We start from the raw sequence: 24,123 nt of genomic DNA on the forward strand, positions 1-24,123 counted from the left end.
CCCTTCGCACGCCATCGATCCGGTAACGGCGCAGCACCCCCCGTCGACCACCCCGACCAGCAGGAGGAGGGGCATGTCCCGCACGCCCGCCAACAGTTCCCGTGTGGTTGTCATCGGCGCCGGCATCGTCGGCTGCTCGCTCGCCGATGAGCTGACCGCCCGCGGCTGGACCGACGTCACTGTCCTCGAACAGGGCCCGCTGCCGGCCCCCGGCGGCTCCACCTCGCACGCCCCGGGCCTGGTCTTCCAGACCAGCCCCTCCAAGACCATGACCGGGTTCGCCGCCTACACGGTGCGGAAGTTCGGCTCCCTGGAGGTCGACGGACTGCCCTGCTTCAACCCGGTGGGCGGCCTGGAGGTCGCCACCACCGAAGCCCGCTGGGCCGATCTGCACCGCAAGGCCGGACTCGCCGCCTCCTGGGGCGTACGCGGGGAACTCCTCACCCCGCGGCAGTGCAAGGAGCTCTGGCCGATGCTCGACGAGAGCGTGCTCCACGGCGGCTTCCACACCCCCGACGACGGGCTGGCCCGCGCGACCCTGGCCTGCCGAGCCCAGATGGAGCGGGCCGCGCGGCACGGCGCCCGCTTCCTGGAACGGCACACCGTCACCGGCATCGAGCGGGAGAACGGCCAGGTCACCGGCGTCATCACCGACCGGGGCACCTTCCCCGCCGACCATGTCGTCTCGGCCGCCGGCTTCTGGGGCCCGGTGATCGGCGCGATGGCCGGGGTGGACGTGCCCCTGCTCCCGCTCGCCCACCAGTACGCCAGGACCGCACCGCTCCCCGAGCTCGCGGGTGTCAACGACCCCCGCACCGAGGCGAGCCGGCCCATCCTGCGCTTCCAGGACCGCGACCTGTACTTCCGGGAGCACACCGACCGCATCGGCATCGGCTCCTACGCCCACCGCCCGATGCCCGTCGACCCCTTCACCGTCCCCGCCTTCGACGAAGCTCCCGTCATGCCGTCGTCGCTGCCGTTCACCGAGGACGACTTCGCGCCGAGCTGGCAGGACAGCGTCACCCTGCTGCCCGCGCTGGGCGCGTCGGAGGTGGCCGAGGGCTTCAACGGCGTCTTCTCCTTCACCCCCGACGGGATGCCGGTGCTCGGCGAATCCCGCGAACTGCGGGGATTCTGGCTCGCCGAGGCGGTCTGGGTCACCCACTCCGCGGGCGTCGCGAAGGCCGTCGCCGAGTGGATGACGGACGGCCGGCCCGCCACCGACATCCACGAGTGCGACCTCCACCGCTTCGAGGACGCCCAGCGCTCGCCCGCCTACATCGCCGACCGCGGCGCCCAGAACTTCATCGAGGTCTATGACGTCATCCACCCCCTGCAGCCCATGGAGCAGCCCAGGCCGCTGCGCACCAGCCCCTTCCACGTACGCCAGCAGCAGCTCGGCGCGTACTTCCTCGAAAGCGGCGGCTGGGAGCGCCCCCACTGGTACGAGGCCAACGCCCCGCTGGCCGAGGGACTCCACCTGCCCGAGCGCGACGCCTGGTCCGCGCGCCACTGGTCGCCGATCGCCGCCGCCGAGGCGAGGACGACCCGCGAGAGGGTCGCGCTGTACGACATGACCCCGCTGCGCAGGCTGGAGGTCACCGGCCCGGACGCGCTGGACTTCCTGGACCGTATGACCACCAACAACCTCCGCAAGAAGCCCGGCGCGGTCACCTACACCCTGCTCCTGGACGAGTCCGGCGGCATCCGCTCCGACCTCACCGTCGCCCGCCTGGCTCCCGACCGGTTCCAGGTCGGCGCCAACTCCCCGGCCGACCTGGACTGGCTGCTGCGGCATGCGCCGGACGGCGTCGGGGTCCGCGACATCACCTCCGGCACCTGCTGCGTCGGCGTGTGGGGGCCGCTCGCCCGCGCCCTCGTCCAGCCGCTGACCCGCGACGACTTCTCCCACGAGGGCTTCGGCTACTTCCGCGCGAAGCGCACTCACCTCGGCCATGTGCCGGTGACGGCGATGCGCCTGTCGTACGTCGGTGAGCTGGGCTGGGAGCTGTACACCACCGCCGACCTGGGACTGCGGCTCTGGGACACGCTGTGGGAGGCGGGCCGGGAACTCGGAGTGATCGCGGCCGGCCGCTCGGCCTTCAACAGCCTGCGTCTGGAGAAGGGCTACCGCGCCTGGGGCGCCGACATGACCGCCGAGCACGACCCGTACGAGGCGGGGGTCGGATTCGCGGTCCGGGCGGACAAGGAGTTCGTGGGCCGGGCCGCCCTCGACGCGAACCGGGCCCTCACCCGCAAACTGACCGCGCTCGTGCTCGACGACCCGGCCGCCAACGTCCTGGGCAAGGAGCCCGTGTACCTCGACGGTGCGCCCGCGGGCTATGTGACCAGCGCTTCGTACGGCTACACCCTGGGCCGCTGCGTCGCCTACGCCTGGCTGCCGCCGCTCGCCACCGGCACCGGTGTGCACATCGAGTACTTCGGCGAGAAGGTCCCGGCGACCGTCGCCGACGAGCCGCTCTTCGACCCGAAGATGACCCGCATCCGCCGCTAGGGCGTGTCCGATGGGTCCGGGTCCGCGGGCCCGCACACCACAGACGCGCCAGACACGCCAGGAGGCCACTGTGTCCCCCACGTACGACGTCATCGTCCTCGGGCTCGGCGGCATGGGCAGCGCCGCGGCCCACCATCTCGCCGCCCGCGGCGCACGGGTCCTGGGCCTGGAGAGGTTCGGCCCGGTGCACAACCGCGGCTCCAGCCACGGCGGTTCGCGCATCACCCGCCAGTCCTACTTCGAGGACCCGGCCTACGTACCGCTGCTGCTGCGCTCGTACGAGCTGTACGACAAGCTGGAGCGGGACACCGGCCGCGAGATCGCCACCCTGTGCGGCGGGGTGATGATCGGCCGCCCCGACAGCCGCACCGTCAGCGGCAGTCTGCAGTCCGCCCGGCAGTGGGACCTGCCGCACGACATGCTCGACGCCAAGGAGATCCGCCGCCGCTTTCCCACCCTCACCCCCGCCGACGACGAGGTCGCGCTGTACGAGGCGCGGGCCGGGCTCGTCCGGCCGGAGTACACCGTCGCCGCCCACGTCCAGCTCGCCACCCAGGACGGTGCCGAGCTGCGCTTCGAGGAGCCGGTCATCCGCTGGGAGGAGCTTCCCGGCGGCGCCGGTGTCCGCGTCCACACCCCCGAAGACACCTACACCGCAGGGCAGTTGGTGATCTGCCCGGGCGCCTGGGCGCCGGCGCTGCTCACCGACCTGGGCGTGCCGTTCACCATCGAACGACAGATCATGTACTGGTTCGCCCCCGACGGCGGCACCGCGCCGTTCGTCCCCGAGCGGCATCCGATCTACATCTGGGAGGATGCGCGGGGCGTCCAGATCTACGGCTTCCCGTCGATCGACGGCCCCGAGGGCGGCGCCAAGGTCGCGTTCTTCCGCAAGGGCACCGTCTGCACCCCCGAGACCATCGAACGCACCGTGCACGACCACGAGGTGCGCGCCATGGCCGACCAGCTCGCCCCGCGGATCCCGGCCCTGCCCGGCCGCTTCCTCAAGGCCGCCACCTGCATGTACTCCAACACCCCCGACGAGCACTTCGTGATCACCCGGCACCCCGCGCACCCGGGGACGGTGACCGTCGCCTGCGGCTTCTCCGGACACGGCTTCAAGTTCGTGCCGGTGGTCGGGGAGATCGTCGCCGATCTCGCGCTGACCGGTGCCACCGCGCACCCCATCGAGCTGTTCGACCCTGCCCGCCGCTTCGCCGGAAAGACCCCCGGCCGGCCCGCCGCCGCGGCCGTTTGAGGAGAGCACCCATGACGACCACACCCACCGAGTCCGCGCCGGCGGCGCCCGCCGGGCCCGCGACCGGCGTCGCCCCGAGCCTGATCAGCACCCTCGCCGGCCACTACTACACCGACCCCGAGATCTTCCGCCAGGAGCAGGAGAAGATCTTCGAACGCCTGTGGTTCTGCGCGGTACGCAGCGCCGACCTGGGCCGGCCCGGCGCCTTCCGCACGGTCCGGGTCGGCCGGGAGAGCGTACTGGTCACCCGCAACCGCGCCGGCGAGCTGCGCGCCTTCCTCAACATCTGCCGCCACCGCGGCGCGCAGCTGTGCACCGAGGAGTCCGGCGAGGTCCGCCGCACCCTCCAGTGCCCCTACCACGCCTGGACCTACGACCTCGACGGACGTCTGATCGCCGCCCCCAACCTGCAGAAGATGCCGGACATCGACCGTACCGAGCGCGGCCTGGTCGCCGTCCCGCTCCGCGAGTGGCTCGGCTACGCCTGGGTGTGCCTGGCCGACGACCCGCCGTCCTTCGAGGACACCGTGATCGGCGCGGCCGTCGAGCGGCTGGGGGACCCGGCCGCCATCGACCGCTACCGCACCGAAGGTCTCGCCCTCGGCAGGCGCATCGGCTACGACGTGCGCGCCAACTGGAAGCTCATCATCGAGAACTTCATGGAGTGCTACCACTGCGCCACCATCCATCCCGAACTCACCGACGTCCTACCGGAGTTCGCCGACGGCTTCGCCGCCCAGTACTACGTCGGCCATGGCGCGGAGTTCGCCGCGGAGGCCGCGGGGTTCACCGTCGACGGCAGCGCGGGCTTCGGCCGGCTGCCCGGCATCGAGGACGTCCAGGACCGCCGCTATTACGCGGTCACCGTCCGGCCGCAGGTGTTCGTCAACCTCGTCCCCGACCACGTCATCGTCCACCGGATGTTCCCCACCGCCCCCGACCGCACCCTCGTCGAGTGCGACTGGCTGTACCTGCCCGAGGTCGTCGACTCCGGCGCCGACGTCTCCCGGTCCGTCGAGCTCTTCCACCGGGTCAACACCCAGGACTTCGAGGCCTGCGAGCGCACCCAGCCCGCCATGCACTCCCGCGCCTACCGCGACGGCGGGGTGCTGGTGCCCAGCGAGCACCACATCGGTGCCTTCCACCGCTGGGTCACCGACCGCCTGGAGGGGGAGCACGGCTGACCTGACCCTGCGGATACTCCCTACGGCCGGACGGACTCCAGGAGATCCACGCACCGGCCCAGGAGCGCGACGAGCGATTCCCGCTCCGCCTCGCTGAACTCCGCCGCGAGGGCCTCCTGGCCGACGGGCTCGACCTGCGCCACGGCACCCTGTGGGCGGCCCACAACACCCGGAACACGGTGAGCCGTTGGCGGCTCCTCGCCGACGGCACCGCCGCCCGTTCCGAGCGCCAGGTCACCGACCCCGCCCTCCAGGTCCCCACCACCCTCGTACGGCAGCACGGCCGCACCCTGGTGGTCCGCTCCCAGTTCGACAAGGGCGGCCCCATGGTCCCCGGCACCCCGCAGACGCCGTTCACGGTCGCGGCCGTGGACGGGATCTGACGCCGGCAGCCCCTCTGCCGTGGTTACCGAGTGCGGTGTGGTGAGCGGTGGCCGCTGCGGCTTGCGCCTTCCGCTACGTCAACTCCTACCGTCGTCGGTGTGGCCGGAGGGACCGGCCCGGCGATGAAAGGGCACGACCATGGCCTGGTCGATCGCGGAGGTCGCCCGGATGTCCGGGGTCACTTCCCGGACCCTGCGGCACTACGACGAGATCGGTCTGCTGACTCCCGCCTTCATGGGGGGCAACGGGCACCGCCACTACGAGAAGACCGATCTGCTGCGACTGCAACAGATCCTGCTGATGCGGGAACTGGGGCTGGGGCTACGAGAGATCGCAGCGGTGCTGGAGTCCCAGGTCGACCGGGTGACCGCGCTGCGTGCTCACCGGCGCAGGCTGCTCGCCGAGCGGGACCGTCTCGACGTGCTCGCCCGCACGGTCGCGCGCACCATCGCCGAACTCGAGGAAGACAAGGACGCCTCGGACATGGGAAAGATCAGCCGGCCGGAGAACTTGTTCACCGGCTTCGACACCGCCCGCTATGAGGACCCGGCGCGCGAGAGATGGCCCGACCAGGCGGAGCAGTCGGCACGGTTCGCCGCCACGCTCACCGACGCCGACCGGGAGCGGCTGCAGCGTGAGGCGAGCGCGGCCATGGTGCGCATGGCGGAGTTCATGCGGGCGGGCACACCGGTCGCCGATCCGGCGGTGCAGGCCGAGGTCGACACCCACTACCAGGGCATCTGCCGGATGTGGACGCCCAACGCGGCCGCGTTCAAGGCCCTCGGGCAGAACTATGTCGACGACGCACAGTGGCGCGCGGCCTACGACCGGGTCGCCGACGGTCTGGCGGCGTACCAGCGCGACGCGATGGTCGCCTACGCCGACGCACGACTGAACTGACCGGGGACCGGGTGCCGGGGGCTGCAGACCCCGGCGCCGGTCTCCCTCCACCTCGCCGACCTGGCGACGCACCTCCACCCCCAACGAGGTGCCCTTCCCTGGACCTTCACCTCTCCCTCTCCCTCTACCTTGGAGCGTTCCGCTGTGATTCCCGCCCACTGGGTTCGCCACCACCGCCGAGAGGACAACGAGCTCATCGGGTACCTCCGTCCCGCCGCAGCGGACCCGGGCCTGTTCGTCCCGGTCACGGTCTTCGGCCACCCGCTCGGCCGCCCCGCCGAAGAAGACGACGCCCGCCGGCGGCTGGACCGCACGGGACTGGCCTACCTCGCCCGGGACTGGCTGCTCTCCCTGCCCGGTCACTCCGAGCCCGTCACCGTCCAGATCGTCGAAGCCACGCCGCAGCGGCTGCGAGTGAAGAACATCGACTACGGCTACCCGGGCGCCGACATCGGCCACCTCTTCGTCCTCGACGTCCCCACAAGCGGACAACTCCAACCGCGCTGACCCGCCACACCCCGACCGCGCCGCGTACGCACGCCACCAGCGCCACACAGGCCGATACCGCCACGTTCACCCCGCCGTCCCTGGTCATTCCTCCGGGCGGATCCAGGTCCGGGCGAGTTCCGCGACCCAGGCGGCCGCCGCGTCGGGACCGGGCGGGGGTGCGCCGACGACGACGAGTTCGGTGACGCCCGCCGCGCCGAGCGCGGGGAGGTGTTCCGGGATGCCGTCGCTCAGCGCGACGGCGACGGTGAGCTCGTCAGGAGCGCGACCGTGGCGGGCGCACTCCTCGGCGAGGACGGCCAGGCGCGCCGGGACGTCGGCCGCCGGGACGTTGAAGCCGTACCAGCCGTCGGCGAGTGTGACCGCGCGGCGCAAGGCGGCGTCGCTGTTGCCACCGACCACGACCGGGAGCCGGCCGCCGCGCAGCGGCTTGGGGTTGACCCGGATCGCGTCGAAGCGCGTGAACTCCCCTGTGAAGGAGGCCGGGTCCTGGGTCCAGAGGGTGCGCATCGCGGCGAGGTACTCCTCGGTGCGCCGCCCGCGCTGGGCGAAGGGGACTCCGAGCGCTGCGAACTCCTCGGCCGACCAGCCGACCCCGACCCCGAGGCTGAACCGCCCGGCGGAGAGCACATCGAGTGTGGCGGCCTGCTTGGCGACCAGGACCGGGTTGTGCTCGGGCAGCAGGAGCACGCCGGAGGCGAGCTCGATCCGGCTGGTGACCGCCGCCGCGAAGGCCAGGGCGAGCAGCGGGTCCAGCCAGTCCGCGTCCGCGGGCACGGCGATCCTGCCGTCGGAGGAGTAGGGGTAGCGAGAGGCGGGCGCGTCCACGAGTACCACGTGCTCGCCGCACCAGAGCCTCGCGAAGCCGTGCGTCTCCGCGGCTGTGGCCACCGCACGGATCACCTCGGGACGGGCACCGTCACCGATACCGAGCGCGTGCAACGCCACTCGCATCCTCCACCTCCGGGCGTCACCATAAGCCCGAAGCGCGCAGCCCGGCCGTGCTCCGGGCGACGTGGCGCGCCGCCCGCAGCCGGCCGGGTACGACGCCGCGTGCGCCGCCGTACGGGCTACGCCTTCTCGGTACGGCCGGTCAGGGCAGGAGCTCGATGTACCCGTCGGTTCCGTGCAGGCGGATCCGCTGTCCGTCCCGGATCAGCCGGGTGGCCTGCTCCACGCCCACGACGGCCGGCAGTCCGTACTCCCGGGCGATCACCGCGCCATGGGTCATCAGGCCGCCCACCTCCGTCACCAGGCCCGCGATTCCGACGAACAGCGGCGACCAGCTGGGGTCCGTGAAGGGCGTGACCAGGATGTCGCCCGCTTCGAGATCGGCCTGCGCCATGTCGAGGATGACGCGGGCTCTTCCCTCGACGGTCCCGGCGGAGACCGGTAGGCCGATCAGGGCACCGGCCGGCACGTCGTCGCGCCGGTACGCGCCGGTGACGGCCTCACCGTCCGAGGTGAGCACCCGGGGCGGTGTGAGCGCGTGGTACGACCGGAAGGCGTCCTTGCGCTGCTGGATGAGCTGGTCGTCCACCCGGTGCGAGCGCACGACGTCGTGGAGTTCCTGGAACGTGAGGTAGAAGACGTCCTCCTTCTCGGCAAGCACGCCTGCCCGCACCAGGCGCTCGGCCTCCGCCGACAGGGCCTGCTTGTAGACGAAGTAGCGGCTGACGATGCCGTACTTCGGGTACTCCCGGTACCCGATGAAGGTCCTGACCCGGTCGATCATGCGCTTGGCCTCGTCGGCCTTCCGGTCCCCGTCCGGCAGGGCCCGCAAGCGCGACAGCACGTCCTGTTCCTTCTTCCGCGCCTTCTGCCGGCCTTCCTCGAACCGTCGCTCGGCGGCGCCCGGCTCGAAGTTCCTGACGTTGTCGAGGATCACGGGCACGAGCGTGGTGGGGCGCTCGCGCCAACGCGGCCTCGTGATGTCGATCTCGCCGACGCAACGCATGCCGTACCGGTCGAGGTAGGCCTCCATGGCGTCGCGCGCTTCGGTCCCGCCCGCGAGCTTCGCCAGCTCGTCCAGGAAGTCCTCGTCCTCGACGCCCTGCAGGAACGCCACCACCTCCGGGTGCGGGCGGATCACGTCCGCGACGTCGAGCAGCGCCAGCCCCATCTCCGACGTGATGTTGTCGGGGGCGGACAGCGTCAGCGTGTCGGCCGCGTTCTTCTCGCCGAGCCACTCCAGCAGCTGGTCGTTGAGCCACCACGTGGCCTCCATCCCCGCCATGATCGCCTGCATGCTCAGCGGATCACTGAGGACTCGCTTGTGCTCCTCGAAGGCCTCCAGCAGGAAGTCGAACAGCGCCGGCCCGGTCTTCGTCCGGATGTCGCGCTCCAGGGCGGCGATGGACGCCCGGCTGCGCTCGATCAGCTCGGTGACGATGGCCGGATCGGTCTCGATCGGCGCGGGCGCACCGCCGACCGGCGGTCCGCCGGGTCCTGCGTCCGGGAGCGACGGGACGAAGTCGTCGCGCTCGAGGACGGTCTCCAGAGCGTCCCTGATCAGCGGATCGCCTCTCCCCAGGACGTCCAGGAGTCCGGCGCGGCTCGCGGGCGAGGCCAGGCGCCGGGTGACGTCGACGAACAGCCTCCCGCCGGCCTCGTGCATCGGCACCATCGCCGTCAGCTGCCACATGGAGAACCCCAGGGGCTTCATGGGGTCGGTCATCATCTGCCCATGACCGACGGAGACGTAGACGTGATTCTCCTGGTCGCGGGTCTCGGGGACGGGGAACAGCGTCGTGATCGGCCGGCTCTGCACGATCTGGAAGCCGTCGTCGACCAGACACCATTCGATGTCCTGCGGGCGGCCGAAGTGCGCCTCGATCCGCCGCCCGAGCCGCACGAGCCGCACCACCTGCGCGTCCGTCAGCGCCGGCTGCTCCTGCCGCCGCGCGTCGATCGCCACTTCCTGCGTACCGCCGGCCGACAGGGCCTGAACGGCACGCTCTTTGGCGGCGATCGTCCTGGCGACGACTTCGCCGTCCCGCACCTTGAAGACGTCCGGGTTCACCAGGCCGGATACCAGGGCCTCGCCGAGGCCGAAGCCGGCGTCCACGGTGGCGACCTTCCGGTTGCCCGTGACGGGGTCGGCCGTGAACAGGATGCCGGCCGCATCCGGGAACACCATCTGCTGCACGACCACGGCCATGTGGACCGTACGGTGGTCGATGCCGTTGCGCCGGCGGTAGGTCACGGCCCGCTCGGTGAACAGCGAGGCCCAGCACCGGCTGACGTGCTGAAGGACCGCCGTCGGCCCCACGACGTTCAGGTAGGTGTCCTGCTGGCCGGCGAACGAGGCCGTCGGCAGGTCCTCCGCCGTCGCGCTGGATCGGACGGCGAAGGCGGCCTGCTCACCGTGCCGGGCGAGCGCGCGGGTGATCGCCGCCGCGAGGTCGTCCGGGATGGCGATCCCTTCGATGGTCCGGCGGATCTGCGCGCTGAGCGTGCGGATCGCCTCCCGGTCGTCCCCCTCCCCGTCGAAGCGAGCCAGGCGCGACAGCTGATCGAGCCGATCGCCGATCGACGGTGCTTCCGCCATGATCCGCCGGAAGGCGTCCGTCGTCACGCAGAAGCCGGCCGGCACGCGGATGCCTTCGATCCGTGACAGCCCGCCCAGGTGCGCGCCCTTGCCGCCGACGACCGAGACCTGTGTCTCGTCAACCTCGTGAAGATCCCACACGTACTGCTCGGTCATCGCGACACCTCCGCGGCAGTCGTGTCCCGTCGCCCTGCACCGGCCGATCGAATCACCGGCGTCGCCAGCTCTGTCGAACCTCTCGTCAGCACCCCCACTGGTTCGACCTCACCGCGTCCCCCATACGTCGACAACACACGCACGTCGTGCCCCATTTCTGCAGCTTGTGGCCTCGGCCGACGATTTTGCGCCACCACCCGGGTCTTGCCGCAAGCCCCCCGGTGCGCTATACGTTGAGAGTGGCAAGGAGAGACATCTCCTTGCCTTTGCCGTGTGGCGCCCCTCAACCGGTTGAAGATCCGCCGGGCGGCGGCCACGCGCTTCGGCAAGAGGGCGTACGTCGTGCACGGCACCGTCACCGCCGCAGCCCTTCGCCGCCGGCTTCGCGCATGACCCGCCGGGCACGCCCTAGGCGGGCAGGGCGAAGCGTTCCTTGAGGGCGTTCAGGCCGGTGGCGTAGATGGTGTCGCCGAATTGCTTCTCGATCGCGGGGACGAGTTCGTCGGCGGCCTCGTATGTCGCGACCCAGTGGATCTCGGCGCCCGCCTCGTGCGGCCGCACGGACAGCGTGGAGACGTAGTCGGAGACAGGGGCGGCGGATTCATGGATGGTGTAGCGGAGCATCCGGCGCGAGTCGTCCTTCTCCAGGAGCCGTTCCCGGATGACCACTTGGCCGTTGACGGAGAACGCCTGCACCGCCCCGGGCGACTCGGGATCGGCGCCGTCCTCGATCACGGACGGCGGCAGCAGGGGGTGCCAGTCGGCGAGGCCGCCGAACTTGCCGATGATCCGCCAGACGGCATCGGGGTCGGCGGTGACGACGGCGGTACGGGTGAGCGTGTGCACGCAAGGACCTCCGAGGACTGCGGGTTGCGAGGACTGCGGGTTGTCTCTGATCCGTCGCTTCCCCCGGCGGTTCACCACGTTCCGTCGCCGCGCAGTACGGCGTCGGCGCCGCCGTCGATGAAGACGACCTGACCGGTGACCAGTTCGTTCTCGGGTGAGGTGAGCCAGGCCAGGAGGGGAGCGATCTGTGCCGGCTGGGCGTGGCCGTGGAGCGGCATGGGGACGGTCGCGTCGACGATCTTGCGTACGTCGGGGCTGGCCAGCATGGGTTCGGTCATCGGGGTGACGACGGTTCCGGGGGCGATGGCGTTGAGCGGGATACCGGCGCCCGCCCAGTCGGCGGTCACGGCGGTGCGGCGGATCCATCGGGCCATGGCGGCCTTGGTCGAGCCGTAGATCGCATAGCCCTCTCCCCGGTCGACCGCCGCCTGGGCGGCGGCCAGCGCCGCTTCCTCGTCACCGGCGAGCGCCGCCTCGGCGATGGCCGTGTCGTGAGGGTGGAGGGAGGCGACCGAGGCGATGACGACGGCGCGCGGGTCCGTGCCGGCGGCCAGCAGGGGACGCAGCCCTTCCAAGGTGGCGACCGCGCCGAAGTAGTTGACGCTGACGGCGCGCGGTTCGAAACCGGCGAGGCCGGCGCCCGCGATCACGGCGTCGAGTCGTCCACCGCTCAACTCGCCTGCACGCTCGACCAGATGGGCCCGGCCATCGGGCGTGGCGAGGTCTGCCACGATATCGGCGTCCCTGAGGTCGGCGCCGATGACCGTGTTCCCCTGCTCCTTGAGCCGGGTGGCGGTGGCCTTGCCGATGCCGGAGGCGGCTCCGGTGACGAGGTAGGTACGGGACATGGTCGGCTCCTTCGCTGGGGCTCTACGTTCGCCGGTCGCTGATCACTGCACGTTTCGGCCGTCGGCCGCACGCCGCCGGTCGCCGATCGATCGGCTCCTGATCAGTCGCTGATCAACATACGCTTTTTTGGCATGGCGTGCCAAAAAATCTGTCTGTGACAATAAAGGCCGAGGCGAAGCACGGCAAGGAGCACACAATGGCGGCAGCGCGGGGTCGTCCGTCCCTGACGGAACATCGGCGCCTTCAGACTCGGCTGGAGATCGCGGAGGCCGCGGCGACCCTCTTCGCCGACCGCGGGTACGACACGACGACGGTCGAGGACATCGCCTCGGCCGCGGGCGTCTCCCTGCGCACCTTCTACCGCTACTGCCCGGCGAAGGAGGACGCCCTCACCCCCCTCTACGCCTCCAGCGTCGGCCAGCTCGTGGACGTCCTCGCGGAACATCCGGTCGCGGAACCGCTCAGCACCGCCATCGAGGCGTCCTTCGGGACGGCGACGGCCGAGCGGCGCCTGGAGGACGCCGCCCGGGCCCGTCGGCTGGTCCGGGTCATGGGGACCGTCCCCGCCCTGAAGATGCGCTGGCTCGCCGCGGGCCGGGAGATGCAGGAACGGCTCGCGCCCGCGCTGGCATCCCGCGTGCACGCCCCTGTCGACAGTCTCGAAGTGCGTCTGCTGACCACCGCGGTCCTGGATGCGTTCACCGTCACCATGGAGCACTGGGCCTGGCAGGACGAGCCCGAGGAACTCGTCGATCTGATGCGCCGCGCGCTGGCGTTCCTGCGGCTCGACGAGCTCCAGGCGAAGCCCGGGCCATCCGTCGACGAGTAGTCGACGCGCCCACGTGGACCTGGCCGATCCGTCGGCGCGGGGCTTCCCCGGGTCTCCTGCCATGCCAGGGCGGGGCGCCCGCGCGACCAACTTCCGTACCAGGCCCGGACTTTAGGGGGCTGGTCCGGCTACCGGACCCCAGGTCGGATCGTCACACCGATACCGTATACCCCATGCTCGACAACGCGTTCTGGACGGTCCCGGCAGACCGCATGACCACCGGCAGCGGAGCCCGCTACGAACTGACCGTCCTCCAGCCGCCGTTCATCGTCGACGCGGCGGAGCTCCCGCCCAACGATCCCGCCCGGGCCGCCGCGTTGGCCCGCTCGCTGGACACGATCGACGGCGTGATCGAAGACCTCGGCCCCCGCAAGCAGAGCGACACCCACACGGTCACCACCCGGGCCGATCTGGACGTCGTCCAGGCCGGGGCGTGGGGCAACGTCATGTCGATCTCCGATCCGGCGTTCGCGGACGACGGCAACGACATGCCGCTCCTCGCCGAGGCCGCCCGCCTGCGCAAGCGCTTCCCCGACGCGCGGATCGTGGGCCGGGTGGAAGTGCACTGCGGCGCCGAGCACACCGAAGACCTCGTATGGCTCCCCGACGGCACCATGTTCCACGCCTGCGGCCGGCCCGGCGACGAACCGTTCGTCGTCGCCGGCGACCCCCAGGCGGTGATGACCGCCCTCGGCATCACCACGGAGGCCCTCGACGACCTTGGCGTGTACTTCGACCTGGACGACGAGCCGAACCAGAACGACTGGGGCGCGCTCGCGACCGCGTGCCTCGGGGACGCCGACCCGTGGGGCAGGTCCGACCTGGAGGCCTCGGTGCTGCGAGTACGGCACGGCGAGTACGCCACCAGCCACATGGAATCCCTCTACTTCAGCACGGGCTGACGTACCTTCAGTTCGTTCGGTCGAGGGCGTCGGGAACGGGGAGGGTGAGTGACGGACCAACAGGACCTGCCGTACCGGGTGGGGTCGGAGCCGGGCTGGAACACGGTCGCGGCCGGCACCGCGCGGGTGAGTCTGCATCCGGACGAGGCGGCGCCCGAGGTCATAGTGGCCACTGCGCGGGTACCGGCAGACCCCGGCCGGGACTCCGGCGGGCGCGAACTACCCTGGCGGCCATGGACTGGCTTGATCGGGTGGCGAAGCTGAGACGGTGGACGAGCAGCGACGTCCGGGCCCCGCACAAGCCGTTGTTGCTGCTGTACGCGCTCGGCAGCTATCAGCAGGATGCCGGCGGCGAACTGCGCTACAGCTCGGTCGAGGAGGAGCTCAAGCGGTTGCTCACCGAGTACGGGCCCTCGCACCCGACGACGCCCGCATACCCCTTCCACCACCTCGTCAGTGATGGCGTGTGGGAGGTCAGGACCGACCAGGGCCCGGGGAGCCCGGGAAGCGGGGTCCGGGTCCTTCGTTCCAGTGGGGCCACCGGCCGGCTCGCGCCGGGCCTGCGGGCCGCGCTCGCCGAGGAGCCGTCGCTGCTGGGCCGGCTGATCAGAGTCCTGCTGGACACCCACTTCCCGCCGTCGCTGCACCTCGATCTGTGCGAAGCCGTCGGTCTCGACCTGGAGCTTGCCGAGACCGGGGTCGTGCACGGCGCGGGTGCCCCGGCGCGGCGGCAACGTGATCGACGCATGCGTGAACTCATATTGACGGCCTACGAGTTCCGGTGCGCGTTCTGTGGTTACGACGGGGCGCTCGGCGCGAGCACGGTCGGGCTGGAGGCCGCGCATGTGCGCTGGTGGTCACATGACGGGCCGGACGAGGTCGACAACGGCCTGTGCCTGTGCTCGTTGCACCACAAGCTCTTCGACAAGGGGGTCCTGGGCCTCGGAGGCGATCACCGCATCCTCGTCTCCCAACGTTTCGTCGGCCGCAGCGAGGCCAGCCGGCAGCACGTCCTCGCCCTCGCGGGCCGGCCGGTCATCGGACCGCAGCCGGGCGTCCTGCCGGTTGCGAGACGACACCGCGAGTGGCACGTTCAACAGGTCTTCCACGGCGCACCCCGAGAGCCGGCGGGCAGGCCGGTGCGTTCCATGTGACAGCCCGTGCGCCATGGGGCGATGCGGGCCGTTTCACGCCGCGCCGGAACCCGGATCCGGCGCCCCCTCACCCCGCCCGGGCCGCCCGCTGCCAGGCCGTATCGCGCAGCAGACGCAGGCCGTTGAGGCCGACGAGGACCGTGGAGCCCTCGTGGCCGAGGACGCCCAGCGGCAGCGGGAGGTCTCCGGCGAGGTCCCAGACGACCAGGCCGCAGAGGAAGACCGCGGCGAGGCACAGGTTCTGGGCGACGAGTCGGCGGGCCGTCCGGGACAGCGCCAACACCGCCGGAACGGTGGCCAGTTCGTCCCGGACGATCACCGCGTCGGCGGTCTCCAGGGCGAGGTCGCTGCCGGCTCGGCCCATGGCGACACCGGTGTGCGCGGCCGCCAGGGCGGGGGCGTCGTTCACCCCGTCGCCCACCACCAGCACCCGCCGCCCGGCCGTCTGCTGTGCGCGCACCGCGTCGACCTTGTCCTGGGGCAGCAGGCCGGCGCGTACGTCGACGATGCCGGTCTCGGCGGCCGGCCGGGCCGCGGCGCGTGGATTGTCACCGGTCAGCAGCATCGGCATCCGGCCGGTGAGGGCCTGGAGGGCGGCGACGGTGGCGGCCGCGCCGGGGCGCAGCCGGTCGGCGAGCCCCAGCACCCCGGCCGGCACACCGTCCCGCAGGACGACTACGGCGGTGAGCCCGTCCCGCTCCAGCTCCGCGACGAGTGATTCGGCCGCGGCGGTGGCCGGACGGCCGGCGGGCAGCAGCCGGGCCGGGGCGCCCACCTCGATGCGTGCGCCGCCGACGGTGGCGTGCACGCCGATGCCGGGGGAGGCGGTGAACTCCTCGGCGGCGGGCAGCGACAGGCCTCGTTCGCGGGCGGCGGCCACGATCGCGCGGGCCAGGGGGTGTTCGCCGCCGTGCTCGGCCGCGGCCGCCCAGGTCAGCAGGGTCTCCTCGGTCGGGCCGGGGTCCGGCAGCGGGCGGATCGCACTGACCTGGGGGGCGCCCTGTGTCAGCGTGCCCGTCTTGTCGAGCGCGACGGTGTCCACCTCGCCGAGGCGTTCCATCACGACGGCGGATTTGACCAGTACGCCGTGCCGTCCGGCGTTGGCGACGGCCGACAGCAGCGGCGGCATGGTCGCCAGCACCACCGCGCACGGCGACGCGACGATCATGAAGGTCATCGCCCGCAGCAGGGAGCGGGTCGGGTCCGCGCCGAAGAGGAGCGGGACGGTGAAGACGGCGAGGGTGGCGGCCACCATGCCGACCGAGTAGCGCTGTTCGACCTTCTCGATGAACAGCTGCGTCGGCGCCTTGGTCCGGGAGGCCTCGGCGACCATGGCCACGATCCGCGCGATGACCGAATCGCCCGCGTCGCGCACGACCTCGACCCGCAGCGCGCCGGTGCCGTTGAGGGTGCCGGCGAACACCTCGTCACCGGGCCGCTTGGCCACCGGAAGCGGCTCGCCGGTGATGGTCGCCTGGTCGACCTCGCTGCTCCCGTGCAGTACGCGGCCGTCCGCGCCGACCCGCTCTCCCGGGCGGACCACGATGACGTCGCCCACCGCGAGGTCCGCGGCGGCCACGCTCTCCTCGGCCTCGGGATCGTCGTCGTTGCCGGTCAGCCTGGTCGCGGTGGTCGGCGCGAGATCGAGCAGACCGCGCACCGAGTCCTCGGTACGGGCGGTGGCCAGCGCCTCCAGGGCCCCGGAGCCGGCGAAGATGACGATCAGCAGTGCGCCGTCCAGCACCTGGCCGATGGCGGCCGCCCCGATCGCGGCGACGACCATCAGCAGATCCACGTCGAGGGTGCGGTCCTTGAGCGCCCGCAGCCCGGACCAGGCCGGCTCCCAGCCGCCCGCCGCATACGCCAGCGCGTACAGCGGTCCCCAGGTCCACGCCGGTGCGCCGGTGAGCTGCAGCGGCAGCGCGAGCAGGAACGCGACGGCGGCCGCGGCCGCCCAGCCGACCTCGGGCAGCGCGAACGCGCGGGTGCGCCGGGAGGGTTGCCGACGAGGCGGGGCCGGCCGTGGTGGACGCCGCAGTACGGCGGAGGGCGCGGCAGAAGGCATGGCGAATCAGCCCTTCACGGGTGCGGGGACCGGCAACCTCATCACCGTACAGGAATAAATGAAGAGGCATTCATCTTTCGTCGCTAGGATGGCTCCATGGGCCACGGAATGGACAACCGCAGCACCACCCGCGAACGCCTGGACGCCGTCGGGGCCGCCGATGTCGCCGCGACACTCCAGGCCCTGTCCACGCCCTCCCGGCTGCGGATCCTCGCCCGCCTGCAGGAGAGCCCCTGCGCGGTCGGCGACCTCGCCGCCGCCGTCGGCATGGAGCAGTCCGCCTGCTCCCATCAGCTCCGGCTGCTGCGCAACCTCGGCCTGGTCACCGGCGAGCGCAACGGCCGCTCGATCGTCTACGCCCTCTACGACCACCATGTCGCCGAGCTGCTCGATCAGGCGCTCTTCCATGTCGAGCATCTGCGCCTGGGGCTGCGTGACGCTCCATCAGAAGCACCGGACGCGGTGCGCCGCTGACGACCGGGCGCCGTGTAGCCTTCGCATACCACGCGCATTTCACATACAGCTCGTATGCCGTGCCGTCGATGTGCGTGGATCTTCACGAGTGGGGGAGCGGGCGATGCAGTCGGGGCGCGAGAAGGCCTACGCGTATCTCAAGGACACCGTGCTGGCCGACCCGGAGATGCAGGACCGCTTCCTGTCCGAGCAGGAGATCGCCGACCGGATCGGCGTCTCGCGCACCCCCATCCGCGAGGCCCTGCTGCTGCTCGCCGCCGAGGACCTGGTGCGGCTGGTCCCCAAGCGCGGGGCGCACATCGCCCCGCTGTCCGGCCGGGAGATCGCCGAACTGATGGAGATGCGCGGCCTGATCGAGCGCTTCGCCGCCGAGCGCACGACGGCCGAGGGCACCGTGCCCGTCGACGAGCTGACCGCCATCCTCGCCCAGCAGGACGCCCTGCGCGGCACCGGCAGCGTCCAGGAGTTCCTCGCCGCCGACCTGCGCTTCCACGTCGCCCTGGTCGCCGCCGCCGGCAACGCGCTGATGAGCCGTCAGTACGCCGCGCTGCGCAGCCGCCAGACCAGGGCCGGCGCGATCCCGCTCTACCGTTCCGACCACCGCCGGCACGAGATCCTCGCCGAACACCGCCGGATCCTCGACGGACTGGCCGCCGGCGACGCCGCGGCCGCCTGCGCGGCCATCGACCGCCATCTTCGGGCGACCCAGCGCATCCTGCTGGCCGCCTGACCGGCCGCCGCGGTGCGCGGCCGCGGCGCGACATCCCCTACAGCCGGCGGTTGTCCAGCACGGCCACGGCCCGTCGCACCCGCTCGGTCTCCTCGATGTCCGCGTCGGCGACCAGCAGTTCCGGCGCGCTGCCCAGCTGGGCGCGGACGGTCCCGTCGGGGCCGACCAGCACGCTGCGCCCGACGCCGGTCGGGGCCTTGGTGCGCGCCTCCGGATCGGCCGCCGGGTCCGGGGCGGCCTGGCCGACGGCCGCCAGCCACACCGTCGCGTCCAGGGCGCGGGCCCGCACCAGCAAGTCCCACTGCGCGCGCTTGCCCGGTCCCGCGCCCCAGGCGGCGGGCAGCACCGACAGCGTCGCCCCCGCGTCGGCGTGGGCCCGGAAGAGCTCCGGGAACCGCAGGTCGTAGCAGGTCGCCAGGCCCACCCGGACCCCGTCGACGTCGATGGTGACCACCCGCGTGCCCGCCGCGACCGTGTCGGACTCCCGGAACCCGAAGGCGTCATAGAGGTGGATCTTGTCGTAGGACTCCTCGACATCGGGCCCGGTGGCCAGCAGGGTGTTGGCGACCCGGCCGTCGGGCGCCGGGGTGAACATGCCCACCACCACCGTCACCCCCGTCTCACGGGCGACGGAGCGCACACCTTCCGCCCACGGCCCGTCCAGCGGCTCCGCCACCGGCCCGAGCGGCACCCCGAAGCGCACCATGGAGGCCTCGGGAAGAACCGCGAGCCGCGCCCCCTCGCGGGCCGCCCGGCGCACCTGCTCCGTCACCGCCGCGAGGTTCTCCTTCGGGTCGGTCGATGCCGTCATCTGGCACAGCGCGATACGCATGCGATCTCTCTTCCCTCTTCCCTCGTGCTTCCCTTGTGCCCATCCTGCCCGAACCGAGTACGGGAACGGCCCGACCCCGCGAGCGCGGGCCGGGCCGTCGCGGCACCGGAGGGGCTACCGGGTCCCCGTCCCCGCGACCTCCTCCGGGCGCAGCAGCGCCGCGAGCCGCTCCGCCGGGAGCAGCCCCTGCTCCAGGACCAGTTCGGCGACCCCGCGCCCGGTGGCGAGGGCTTCCTTGGCGATCGCGGTGGCGGCGGTGTACCCGATGTGCGGGTTGAGGGCGGTGACCAGCCCGATGGAGTTCTCCACGCTCGCGCGGAGGGTCTCGGTGTTGGCGGTGATGCCCACCACGCAGCGCTCGGCGAGCGTGCGGCAGGCGGCACCGAGGTGGGTGATGCTCTCCGAGAGGGAGTGCAGGATGACTGGCTCGAACGCGTTGAGCTGGAGCTGGCCCGCCTCGGCGGCCATGGTGATGGTGACGTCGTTGCCGATGACCTCGAAGGCGACCTGGTTGACGACCTCCGGGATCACCGGGTTGACCTTGCCGGGCATGATGCTCGAACCGGCCTGCACCGGCGGCAGGTTGATCTCCGCGAGGCCGGCGCGCGGGCCGGAGGACAGCAGCCGCAGGTCGTTGCAGCTCTTGGAGAGCTTGACGGCGATGCGCTTGAGGACGCCGGAGAGGTGGACGAACGCCCCGCAGTCCTGCGTCGCCTCGACGAGGTTGGCGGCGGTGACCAGCGGCAGGCCGGTCAGGGCCGCCAGGTGGTCGCGGGCCGCCGCGGCGTAGCCCTTGGGCGCGTTGAGCCCGGTGCCGATGGCGGTGGCGCCGAGGTTGATCTCGTGGATGAGCAGTACCGCCTCGGCCAGCCGGCTCTGGTCCTCCTCCAGCATCACCGCGTACGCCGAGAACTCCTGGCCCAGCGTCATCGGCACCGCGTCCTGGAGCTGGGTGCGGCCCATCTTGAGGACGTCGCGGAACTCCTCGGCCTTGGCGGCGAAGGCCTCGCGCAGCACGGTCATCGCGTCGAGCAGCTCCCGTACGGTGCTGATCGTGGCCACGTTCACCGCGGTCGGGTAGACGTCGTTGGTCGACTGGCTGAGGTTGACGTGCTCGTTGGGGTGCAGATGGCGGTAGTCGCCCTTGTCGTGGCCCAGGATCTCCAGGGCCCGGTTGGCGATCACCTCGTTGGCGTTCATGTTCGTCGAGGTGCCGGCACCGCCCTGGATGACGTCGACGACGAACTGGTCGTGCAGCCGGCCGTCGGCCCGGATCTCGCGGCAGGCGGCGGCGATGGCGTCGGCCCGCTCGGCATCGAGCAGTCCGAGGTCCTGGTTGGCGCGGGCGGCGGCCTCCTTGACGGCGGCGAGCGCGTTGATCAGGTGCGGGTAGGCGGAGATCGGCGTACCGGTGATGGGGAAGTTCTCCACGGCGCGCAGGGTGTGCACGCCCCAGTACGCGTCGGCGGGTATCTCGCGGTCGCCGAGCAGATCGTGTTCGCGGCGGTGGGCGGCGGCGGTCATGGTGCGGGTGGTCCTTTGCGAGGTGGGCGGCGACGGGCGCCGTGAGGGGTGGGTGGGCGCGGCCCAGGGGGAGTTGACGTGGGGTCAGGAGGGGGTGGGGCGGGTGCCGGCGGCGGGCTGGGCGAGCGCGCCCGCCGCCCGGAGCGCCCCGACCGGGGCGCCGCCACCGATGACCGGTGTGGCGGCGAAGGGGGCGAGGACCTCGGGATCGATCCCGCAGCGGGCCAGGGCCGCCGCCGTCACCGGCATCCGGGCGCGGTCGGCGCCGTCGGCGATCTTCACACCGACGGCCCGTCCGTCCGGCAGCGCCGCGATCTGCACGCCCTCGAAGCCGTCCTTGGCGAGCAGCCCCGGGACGGCCCGCACCAGCCGGGCGACGTCCCGTCCGCTCCCGGAGACCATCTCGGGGTGCTCGCGCATGGCGTGGGCGACCCGGCCCTCCTCGGTGCCGGGAGCGGCGGTCGCCAGGCGGGCGGCGGCCCGGGTCAGGCCGTGCAGGGAGACGGCGAACAGCGGCGCGCCGCAGCCGTCGACGGTGACGCGGGCGATGCGCTGACCGGTGAGGTCCTCGACGGCCGCGGCGATCTCCCGCTGGAGCGGGTGCTCCGGGTCGAGGTAGTCCTCCAGCCGCCAGTCCCGGGTCCGGGCCGTCAGCAGCATGGCGGCGTGCTTGCCCGAGCAGTTCTGGGCGAGCCGGGTGGGGCCGAGACCCCGCCCGATCCACTCGTCCCGTACGGAGCTTCCGTACGGCAGGTCGGGGACGTTGCGCAGGTCGTCCTCGGCCAGACCGGCGGTGGTGAGGATGCGCCGGGCGGTGGCCAGGTGCCGCTCCTCACCGGAGTGGCTGGCCGCGACCAGCGCCAGCGCCTCGTCGTCCAGGGGCGGCAGCCCCGCGCGCAGCAGGCCGACCGCCTGGACCGGCTTGAGCGCCGAGCGCGGGTAGAAGGCGGCCTCGATGTCGCCGGTCTGGAACGCGACGCTCCCGTCGGCCGCCAGGACCACCACCGATCCGTGGTGGACGCCCTCGACGATGCCGCCGCGCACCACATGGGCGACGGGAGCGTGGGCCGGTTCGCGGATCTCGGGCGGTGCCTGGGGAGCGCGGCGCGGCAGGGTGGTGCTCTGACTCATGATCGGTTCTCGGTGCTCTCGGTGCTCTAGGGGTTGTCGGTGTGGTGGGTGTCCGCGGCGTCCTGACGCCCCGCCGCATCCCGTACGGTCCCGACCCGGCCCCGTACCAGGAACCAGCCGCCGACCAGCGCGGCCACGATCAGGGGCAGGGAGAGGATGGTGGTCCGGCCGGCGCCGCCGTCGGCCCACATCAGGACCAGGACCATGGCGAGGAAGGCCAGCGTGACGATCTCGGTCCACGGGGAGCCGGGGAGCCGGTAGCTCGGGCGGACGAGCTGTCCGGCCCGCGCCTTCCGCCAGAAGAGCAGATGGCAGAGCATGATCATGGCCCAGGTGCTGAGGATGCCGATCGCCGCGAAGTTCAGCACGATCTCGAAGGCCTCGCTGGGCACGACGTAGTTCAGGCCCACGCCCAGCACGCAGACCCCCGACGTGAGCAGGATGCCGCCGTAGGGGACGTGGCTGCGGCTCATCACGCCGGTGAACCGCGGCGCGGAACCGGACATCGCCATCGAGCGCAGGATGCGGCCGGTGGAGTAGAGGCCGGAGTTCAGGCTGGACATCGCGGCGGTGAGCACCACGAGGTTCATCACACCGCCGGCCGCGGGCACCCCCACGTTGGACAGCACGGTCACGAAGGGGGACTCGCCGGCCGAGTACGCGTTCCAGGGCAGCAGCATCGTCAGCAGGACCACCGAGCCGACGTAGAACACTCCCACCCGCCACATGATGGAGTTGATCGCCTTGGGCATGACCTTCTCCGGCTCCGCGGTCTCACCCGCGGTGACACCGACCAGCTCGACCGAGGCGTAGGCGAAGACGACCCCCTGGACGACCAGCAGCATCGCCAGCGTGCCGGTGGGGAAGACACCGCCGTTGTCGGTGATCAGGGAGGGACCGGGGGAGTGGCCGGCGACCGGGTGCTGGGTGACCAGCAGGAAGATGCCGATCAGCATGAAGACGACCAGCGCGCCGACCTTGACGATCGCGAACCAGAACTCCAGCTCACCGAAGATCTTCACGGAGATCAGGTTCACGGCCAGCACGACCGCGAGCGCGATCAGGGCGATCACCCACTGCGGGATGTCGGAGAACATGCCCCAGTAGTGGGTGTAGGTCGCCACCGCCGTGATGTCGGCGATGCCGGTGGTGGCCCAGTTCAGGAAGTACATCCAGCCCGCGACGAACGCCCCCTTCTCGCCGAGGAACTCCCGGGCGTAGGAGACGAAGGCGCCCGAGGACGGGCGGTGCAGCACCAGTTCTCCCAGCGCGCGGACCACGAGGAAGGCGAAGACACCGCAGACCGCGTACGCCACGGCCAGCGAGGGCCCGGCGCCGGCCAGCCGGCCGCCCGCACCGAGGAACAGTCCGGTGCCGATCGCGCCGCCGATGGCGATCATGTTGACGTGCCGGGACTTCAGCGACTTGCTGTAACCGACGTCTCCCGCGTCGACGTGCCGAGGTTCGGTCCGCTGCTCTGACTGCGGTTCCGCCGTCCGGAGGTGCTGCTCGCTCATGCCGGGACCTCGCTTCGCTCGGCCTCGGCTGCGCGAGACGCGCGCCTTGCCATGGTGATCTCGCTGCGGTGGCTCACGCGTGATCCTCGTTTCCTGTGGAAGGGCTCGTACGGTGGGACGGCCGCACGATGGTGGTCAGCGTCGACTCGACGCGTGCCAGGTGGTGCTCCATGGCCTCGGCCGCATCGTGCTCGGACTGGTCGATCAGCGCCTCGACGATCGCCCGGTGCTCCCGGTTCGCCTGCTCACGCCGTCCGCCGAGCTCGTTGAGGAAGGCCGACTGCCGGGCCAGCGCATCGCGGATCTCCTCGATCACCCGCCGGAAGACCGGGTTGCGGGCCGCCTGGGCGATGGCGAGGTGGAAGAGCGTGTCCATGGCGACCCAGGCGGTGGTGTCGGTCTCCCGCTCCATCCGCTCCAGCAGGTGACCGAGCTGGTCGAGGTCCTCGGGGGTGCGGCGCACCGCCGCGTATCCGGCCACCGGGATCTCCACGTGCCGGCGTACTTCGAGGAGGTCGCTGGCCGCGTAGTCGCCGAAGGTGGGGTCGGCGACCGCGCCGTCGGAGACGACGAAGGTGCCCTTGCCGGTGCGCGACACCGTCAGCCCCATCGTCTGGAGCGCCCGCAGGGCCTCGCGGAGCACGGGTCTGCTCACTTCCAGGCGACGGCAGAGCTCTGCCTCCGAGGGGAGCTTCTCCCCGACCGCGTAGTCGCCCCGCTCGATGGCGCCGCGCAGATGGTTCAGTACCGCTTCCATCGCACTCACCCGCCGGGGCGGATCGCCAGCTGTCTGGCTGTCTGACAGGTTCACCCCGG

At 71.9% G+C, this 24,123-nt stretch carries 22 protein-coding genes and 1 pseudogene; 12 read left to right on the top strand and 11 right to left on the bottom strand.

The window, feature by feature from the left end; all coding sequences use genetic code 11:
• Positions 1–73 precede the first annotated feature (73 nt).
• The 3 genes from AC0680_RS22665 (at position 74) to AC0680_RS22675 (ending at position 4,957) form a co-directional block, all read left to right on the top strand.
• Positions 74–2,515 carry a GcvT family protein gene (locus AC0680_RS22665; RefSeq protein WP_478631577.1) on the top strand — a complete coding sequence of 814 codons (2,442 nt, stop codon included), beginning with the start codon at positions 74–76 and terminating at the stop codon, positions 2,513–2,515.
• 70 nt (positions 2,516–2,585) lie between these two features.
• Positions 2,586–3,773: an N-methyl-L-tryptophan oxidase gene (gene solA, locus AC0680_RS22670; RefSeq protein WP_478631580.1), complete on the top strand. Its 1,188-nt coding sequence runs from the start codon at positions 2,586–2,588 to the stop codon at positions 3,771–3,773.
• Positions 3,774–3,784: 11 nt separating this feature from the next.
• Entirely contained in the window at positions 3,785–4,957 is a 1,173-nt protein-coding gene (locus tag AC0680_RS22675; RefSeq protein WP_478631582.1) for an aromatic ring-hydroxylating oxygenase subunit alpha, read from the top strand.
• A 20-nt stretch (positions 4,958–4,977) separates the two neighbouring features.
• Here the strand turns inward: AC0680_RS22675 and AC0680_RS22680 are convergent, their stop codons facing one another.
• Complete coding sequence (locus AC0680_RS22680; RefSeq protein WP_478631585.1) at positions 4,978–5,100, bottom strand: hypothetical protein; 123 nt, start codon at positions 5,098–5,100, stop codon at positions 4,978–4,980.
• A gap of 36 nt (positions 5,101–5,136) precedes the next feature.
• Here AC0680_RS22680 and AC0680_RS22685 point away from each other — a divergent pair, with 36 nt between their 5' ends.
• From AC0680_RS22685 to AC0680_RS22695, 3 genes are all read left to right on the top strand, one after another.
• A complete protein-coding gene (locus tag AC0680_RS22685; RefSeq protein ID WP_478631588.1) occupies positions 5,137–5,340 on the top strand; it encodes a hypothetical protein in 204 nt (67 codons plus the stop codon).
• A gap of 139 nt (positions 5,341–5,479) precedes the next feature.
• Complete coding sequence (locus tag AC0680_RS22690; RefSeq protein WP_478631590.1) at positions 5,480–6,241, top strand: MerR family transcriptional regulator; 762 nt, start codon at positions 5,480–5,482, stop codon at positions 6,239–6,241.
• 144 nt (positions 6,242–6,385) lie between these two features.
• Positions 6,386–6,748, top strand: a complete 363-nt coding sequence (locus AC0680_RS22695) for a hypothetical protein (RefSeq protein ID WP_478631592.1) — start codon at positions 6,386–6,388, stop codon at positions 6,746–6,748.
• A gap of 84 nt (positions 6,749–6,832) precedes the next feature.
• On the opposite strand, the gene AC0680_RS22700 is transcribed toward AC0680_RS22695, so the two are convergent.
• Together AC0680_RS22700 and rph are read right to left on the bottom strand one after the other, a co-directional pair.
• Complete coding sequence (locus AC0680_RS22700; protein WP_478631594.1) at positions 6,833–7,702, bottom strand: LLM class F420-dependent oxidoreductase; 870 nt, start codon at positions 7,700–7,702, stop codon at positions 6,833–6,835.
• A 139-nt stretch (positions 7,703–7,841) separates the two neighbouring features.
• Positions 7,842–10,454 carry a rifamycin-inactivating phosphotransferase gene (gene rph / locus AC0680_RS22705; protein WP_478631597.1) on the bottom strand — a complete coding sequence of 871 codons (2,613 nt, stop codon included), beginning with the start codon at positions 10,452–10,454 and terminating at the stop codon, positions 7,842–7,844.
• A gap of 282 nt (positions 10,455–10,736) precedes the next feature.
• Here rph and AC0680_RS22710 point away from each other — a divergent pair.
• Positions 10,737–10,847: pseudogene (locus tag AC0680_RS22710) on the top strand (IS5/IS1182 family transposase); the annotation flags it as partial.
• A 15-nt stretch (positions 10,848–10,862) separates the two neighbouring features.
• On the opposite strand, the gene AC0680_RS22715 reads toward AC0680_RS22710, so the two are convergent.
• Positions 10,863–11,300, bottom strand: coding sequence for an SRPBCC family protein (locus AC0680_RS22715; RefSeq protein WP_478631599.1), 438 nt, complete (start codon positions 11,298–11,300; stop codon positions 10,863–10,865).
• A gap of 71 nt (positions 11,301–11,371) precedes the next feature.
• Complete coding sequence (locus tag AC0680_RS22720) at positions 11,372–12,148, bottom strand: SDR family oxidoreductase (protein WP_478631602.1); 777 nt, start codon at positions 12,146–12,148, stop codon at positions 11,372–11,374.
• Positions 12,149–12,345: 197 nt separating this feature from the next.
• Here AC0680_RS22720 and AC0680_RS22725 point away from each other — a divergent pair, with 197 nt between their 5' ends.
• From AC0680_RS22725 to AC0680_RS22735, 3 genes are all read left to right on the top strand, one after another.
• Complete coding sequence (locus AC0680_RS22725) at positions 12,346–12,978, top strand: TetR/AcrR family transcriptional regulator (RefSeq protein ID WP_478631604.1); 633 nt, start codon at positions 12,346–12,348, stop codon at positions 12,976–12,978.
• Between the two features lie 173 nt (positions 12,979–13,151).
• Positions 13,152–13,880 carry a DUF6333 family protein gene (locus AC0680_RS22730; RefSeq protein ID WP_478631607.1) on the top strand — a complete coding sequence of 243 codons (729 nt, stop codon included), beginning with the start codon at positions 13,152–13,154 and terminating at the stop codon, positions 13,878–13,880.
• A gap of 233 nt (positions 13,881–14,113) precedes the next feature.
• Positions 14,114–15,034, top strand: coding sequence for a phosphorothioated DNA-binding restriction endonuclease (locus AC0680_RS22735; RefSeq protein ID WP_478631610.1), 921 nt, complete (start codon positions 14,114–14,116; stop codon positions 15,032–15,034).
• A gap of 67 nt (positions 15,035–15,101) precedes the next feature.
• Here AC0680_RS22735 and AC0680_RS22740 read toward each other — a convergent pair whose 3' ends face one another.
• Positions 15,102–17,099: a heavy metal translocating P-type ATPase gene (locus AC0680_RS22740; RefSeq protein WP_478631612.1), complete on the bottom strand. Its 1,998-nt coding sequence runs from the start codon at positions 17,097–17,099 to the stop codon at positions 15,102–15,104.
• 96 nt (positions 17,100–17,195) lie between these two features.
• Between AC0680_RS22740 and AC0680_RS22745 the strand changes: the two genes are divergently transcribed.
• Together AC0680_RS22745 and AC0680_RS22750 are read left to right on the top strand one after the other, a co-directional pair.
• On the top strand, positions 17,196–17,573 hold the full coding sequence (locus AC0680_RS22745; RefSeq protein ID WP_467657399.1) for an ArsR/SmtB family transcription factor: 378 nt from the start codon (positions 17,196–17,198) through the stop codon (positions 17,571–17,573).
• A 103-nt stretch (positions 17,574–17,676) separates the two neighbouring features.
• Positions 17,677–18,303, top strand: a complete 627-nt coding sequence (locus tag AC0680_RS22750) for a GntR family transcriptional regulator (RefSeq protein ID WP_478631616.1) — start codon at positions 17,677–17,679, stop codon at positions 18,301–18,303.
• A gap of 37 nt (positions 18,304–18,340) precedes the next feature.
• Here AC0680_RS22750 and AC0680_RS22755 read toward each other — a convergent pair whose 3' ends face one another.
• The 5 genes from AC0680_RS22755 to AC0680_RS22775 all read right to left on the bottom strand — a co-directional run bounded on the left by AC0680_RS22755 (position 18,341) and on the right by AC0680_RS22775 (position 24,118).
• The gene (locus AC0680_RS22755) at positions 18,341–19,135 is read right to left on the bottom strand and encodes a carbon-nitrogen hydrolase family protein (protein ID WP_478631617.1); all 795 of its coding nucleotides are present in this window, start codon (positions 19,133–19,135) and stop codon (positions 18,341–18,343) included.
• A 114-nt stretch (positions 19,136–19,249) separates the two neighbouring features.
• Entirely contained in the window at positions 19,250–20,659 is a 1,410-nt protein-coding gene (gene aspA / locus AC0680_RS22760) for an aspartate ammonia-lyase (protein WP_478631618.1), read from the bottom strand.
• Positions 20,660–20,743: 84 nt separating this feature from the next.
• Entirely contained in the window at positions 20,744–21,790 is a 1,047-nt protein-coding gene (locus AC0680_RS22765) for an asparaginase (RefSeq protein ID WP_478631621.1), read from the bottom strand.
• 26 nt (positions 21,791–21,816) lie between these two features.
• The gene (locus AC0680_RS22770; protein WP_478631624.1) at positions 21,817–23,307 is read right to left on the bottom strand and encodes an amino acid permease; all 1,491 of its coding nucleotides are present in this window, start codon (positions 23,305–23,307) and stop codon (positions 21,817–21,819) included.
• A gap of 73 nt (positions 23,308–23,380) precedes the next feature.
• The gene (locus AC0680_RS22775; protein ID WP_478631627.1) at positions 23,381–24,118 is read right to left on the bottom strand and encodes a FadR/GntR family transcriptional regulator; all 738 of its coding nucleotides are present in this window, start codon (positions 24,116–24,118) and stop codon (positions 23,381–23,383) included.
• Positions 24,119–24,123: the final 5 nt, after the last annotated feature.

It is taken from the genome of Streptomyces sp. NPDC043738 (assembly GCF_056436545.1).

What these genes read in the sequence shown, in the direction of transcription:
- AC0680_RS22665 (WP_478631577.1), top strand. Translation starts at nt 74, where the DNA reads ATGTCCCGCACGCCCGCCAACAGTTCCCGTGTGGTTGTCATCGGCGCC.
- AC0680_RS22675 (WP_478631582.1), top strand. Translation starts at nt 3,785, where the DNA reads ATGACGACCACACCCACCGAGTCCGCGCCGGCGGCGCCCGCCGGGCCC.
- AC0680_RS22690 (WP_478631590.1), top strand. Translation starts at nt 5,480, where the DNA reads ATGGCCTGGTCGATCGCGGAGGTCGCCCGGATGTCCGGGGTCACTTCC.
- AC0680_RS22700 (WP_478631594.1), bottom strand. Translation starts at nt 7,702, where the DNA reads ATGCGAGTGGCGTTGCACGCGCTCGGTATCGGTGACGGTGCCCGTCCC.
- rph (WP_478631597.1), bottom strand. Translation starts at nt 10,454, where the DNA reads ATGACCGAGCAGTACGTGTGGGATCTTCACGAGGTTGACGAGACACAG.
- AC0680_RS22720 (WP_478631602.1), bottom strand. Translation starts at nt 12,148, where the DNA reads ATGTCCCGTACCTACCTCGTCACCGGAGCCGCCTCCGGCATCGGCAAG.
- AC0680_RS22725 (WP_478631604.1), top strand. Translation starts at nt 12,346, where the DNA reads ATGGCGGCAGCGCGGGGTCGTCCGTCCCTGACGGAACATCGGCGCCTT.
- AC0680_RS22730 (WP_478631607.1), top strand. Translation starts at nt 13,152, where the DNA reads ATGCTCGACAACGCGTTCTGGACGGTCCCGGCAGACCGCATGACCACC.
- AC0680_RS22735 (WP_478631610.1), top strand. Translation starts at nt 14,114, where the DNA reads ATGGACTGGCTTGATCGGGTGGCGAAGCTGAGACGGTGGACGAGCAGC.
- AC0680_RS22740 (WP_478631612.1), bottom strand. Translation starts at nt 17,099, where the DNA reads ATGCCTTCTGCCGCGCCCTCCGCCGTACTGCGGCGTCCACCACGGCCG.
- AC0680_RS22745 (WP_467657399.1), top strand. Translation starts at nt 17,196, where the DNA reads ATGGGCCACGGAATGGACAACCGCAGCACCACCCGCGAACGCCTGGAC.
- AC0680_RS22750 (WP_478631616.1), top strand. Translation starts at nt 17,677, where the DNA reads ATGCAGTCGGGGCGCGAGAAGGCCTACGCGTATCTCAAGGACACCGTG.
- AC0680_RS22755 (WP_478631617.1), bottom strand. Translation starts at nt 19,135, where the DNA reads ATGCGTATCGCGCTGTGCCAGATGACGGCATCGACCGACCCGAAGGAG.
- aspA (WP_478631618.1), bottom strand. Translation starts at nt 20,659, where the DNA reads ATGACCGCCGCCGCCCACCGCCGCGAACACGATCTGCTCGGCGACCGC.
- AC0680_RS22765 (WP_478631621.1), bottom strand. Translation starts at nt 21,790, where the DNA reads ATGAGTCAGAGCACCACCCTGCCGCGCCGCGCTCCCCAGGCACCGCCC.
- AC0680_RS22770 (WP_478631624.1), bottom strand. Translation starts at nt 23,307, where the DNA reads ATGAGCGAGCAGCACCTCCGGACGGCGGAACCGCAGTCAGAGCAGCGG.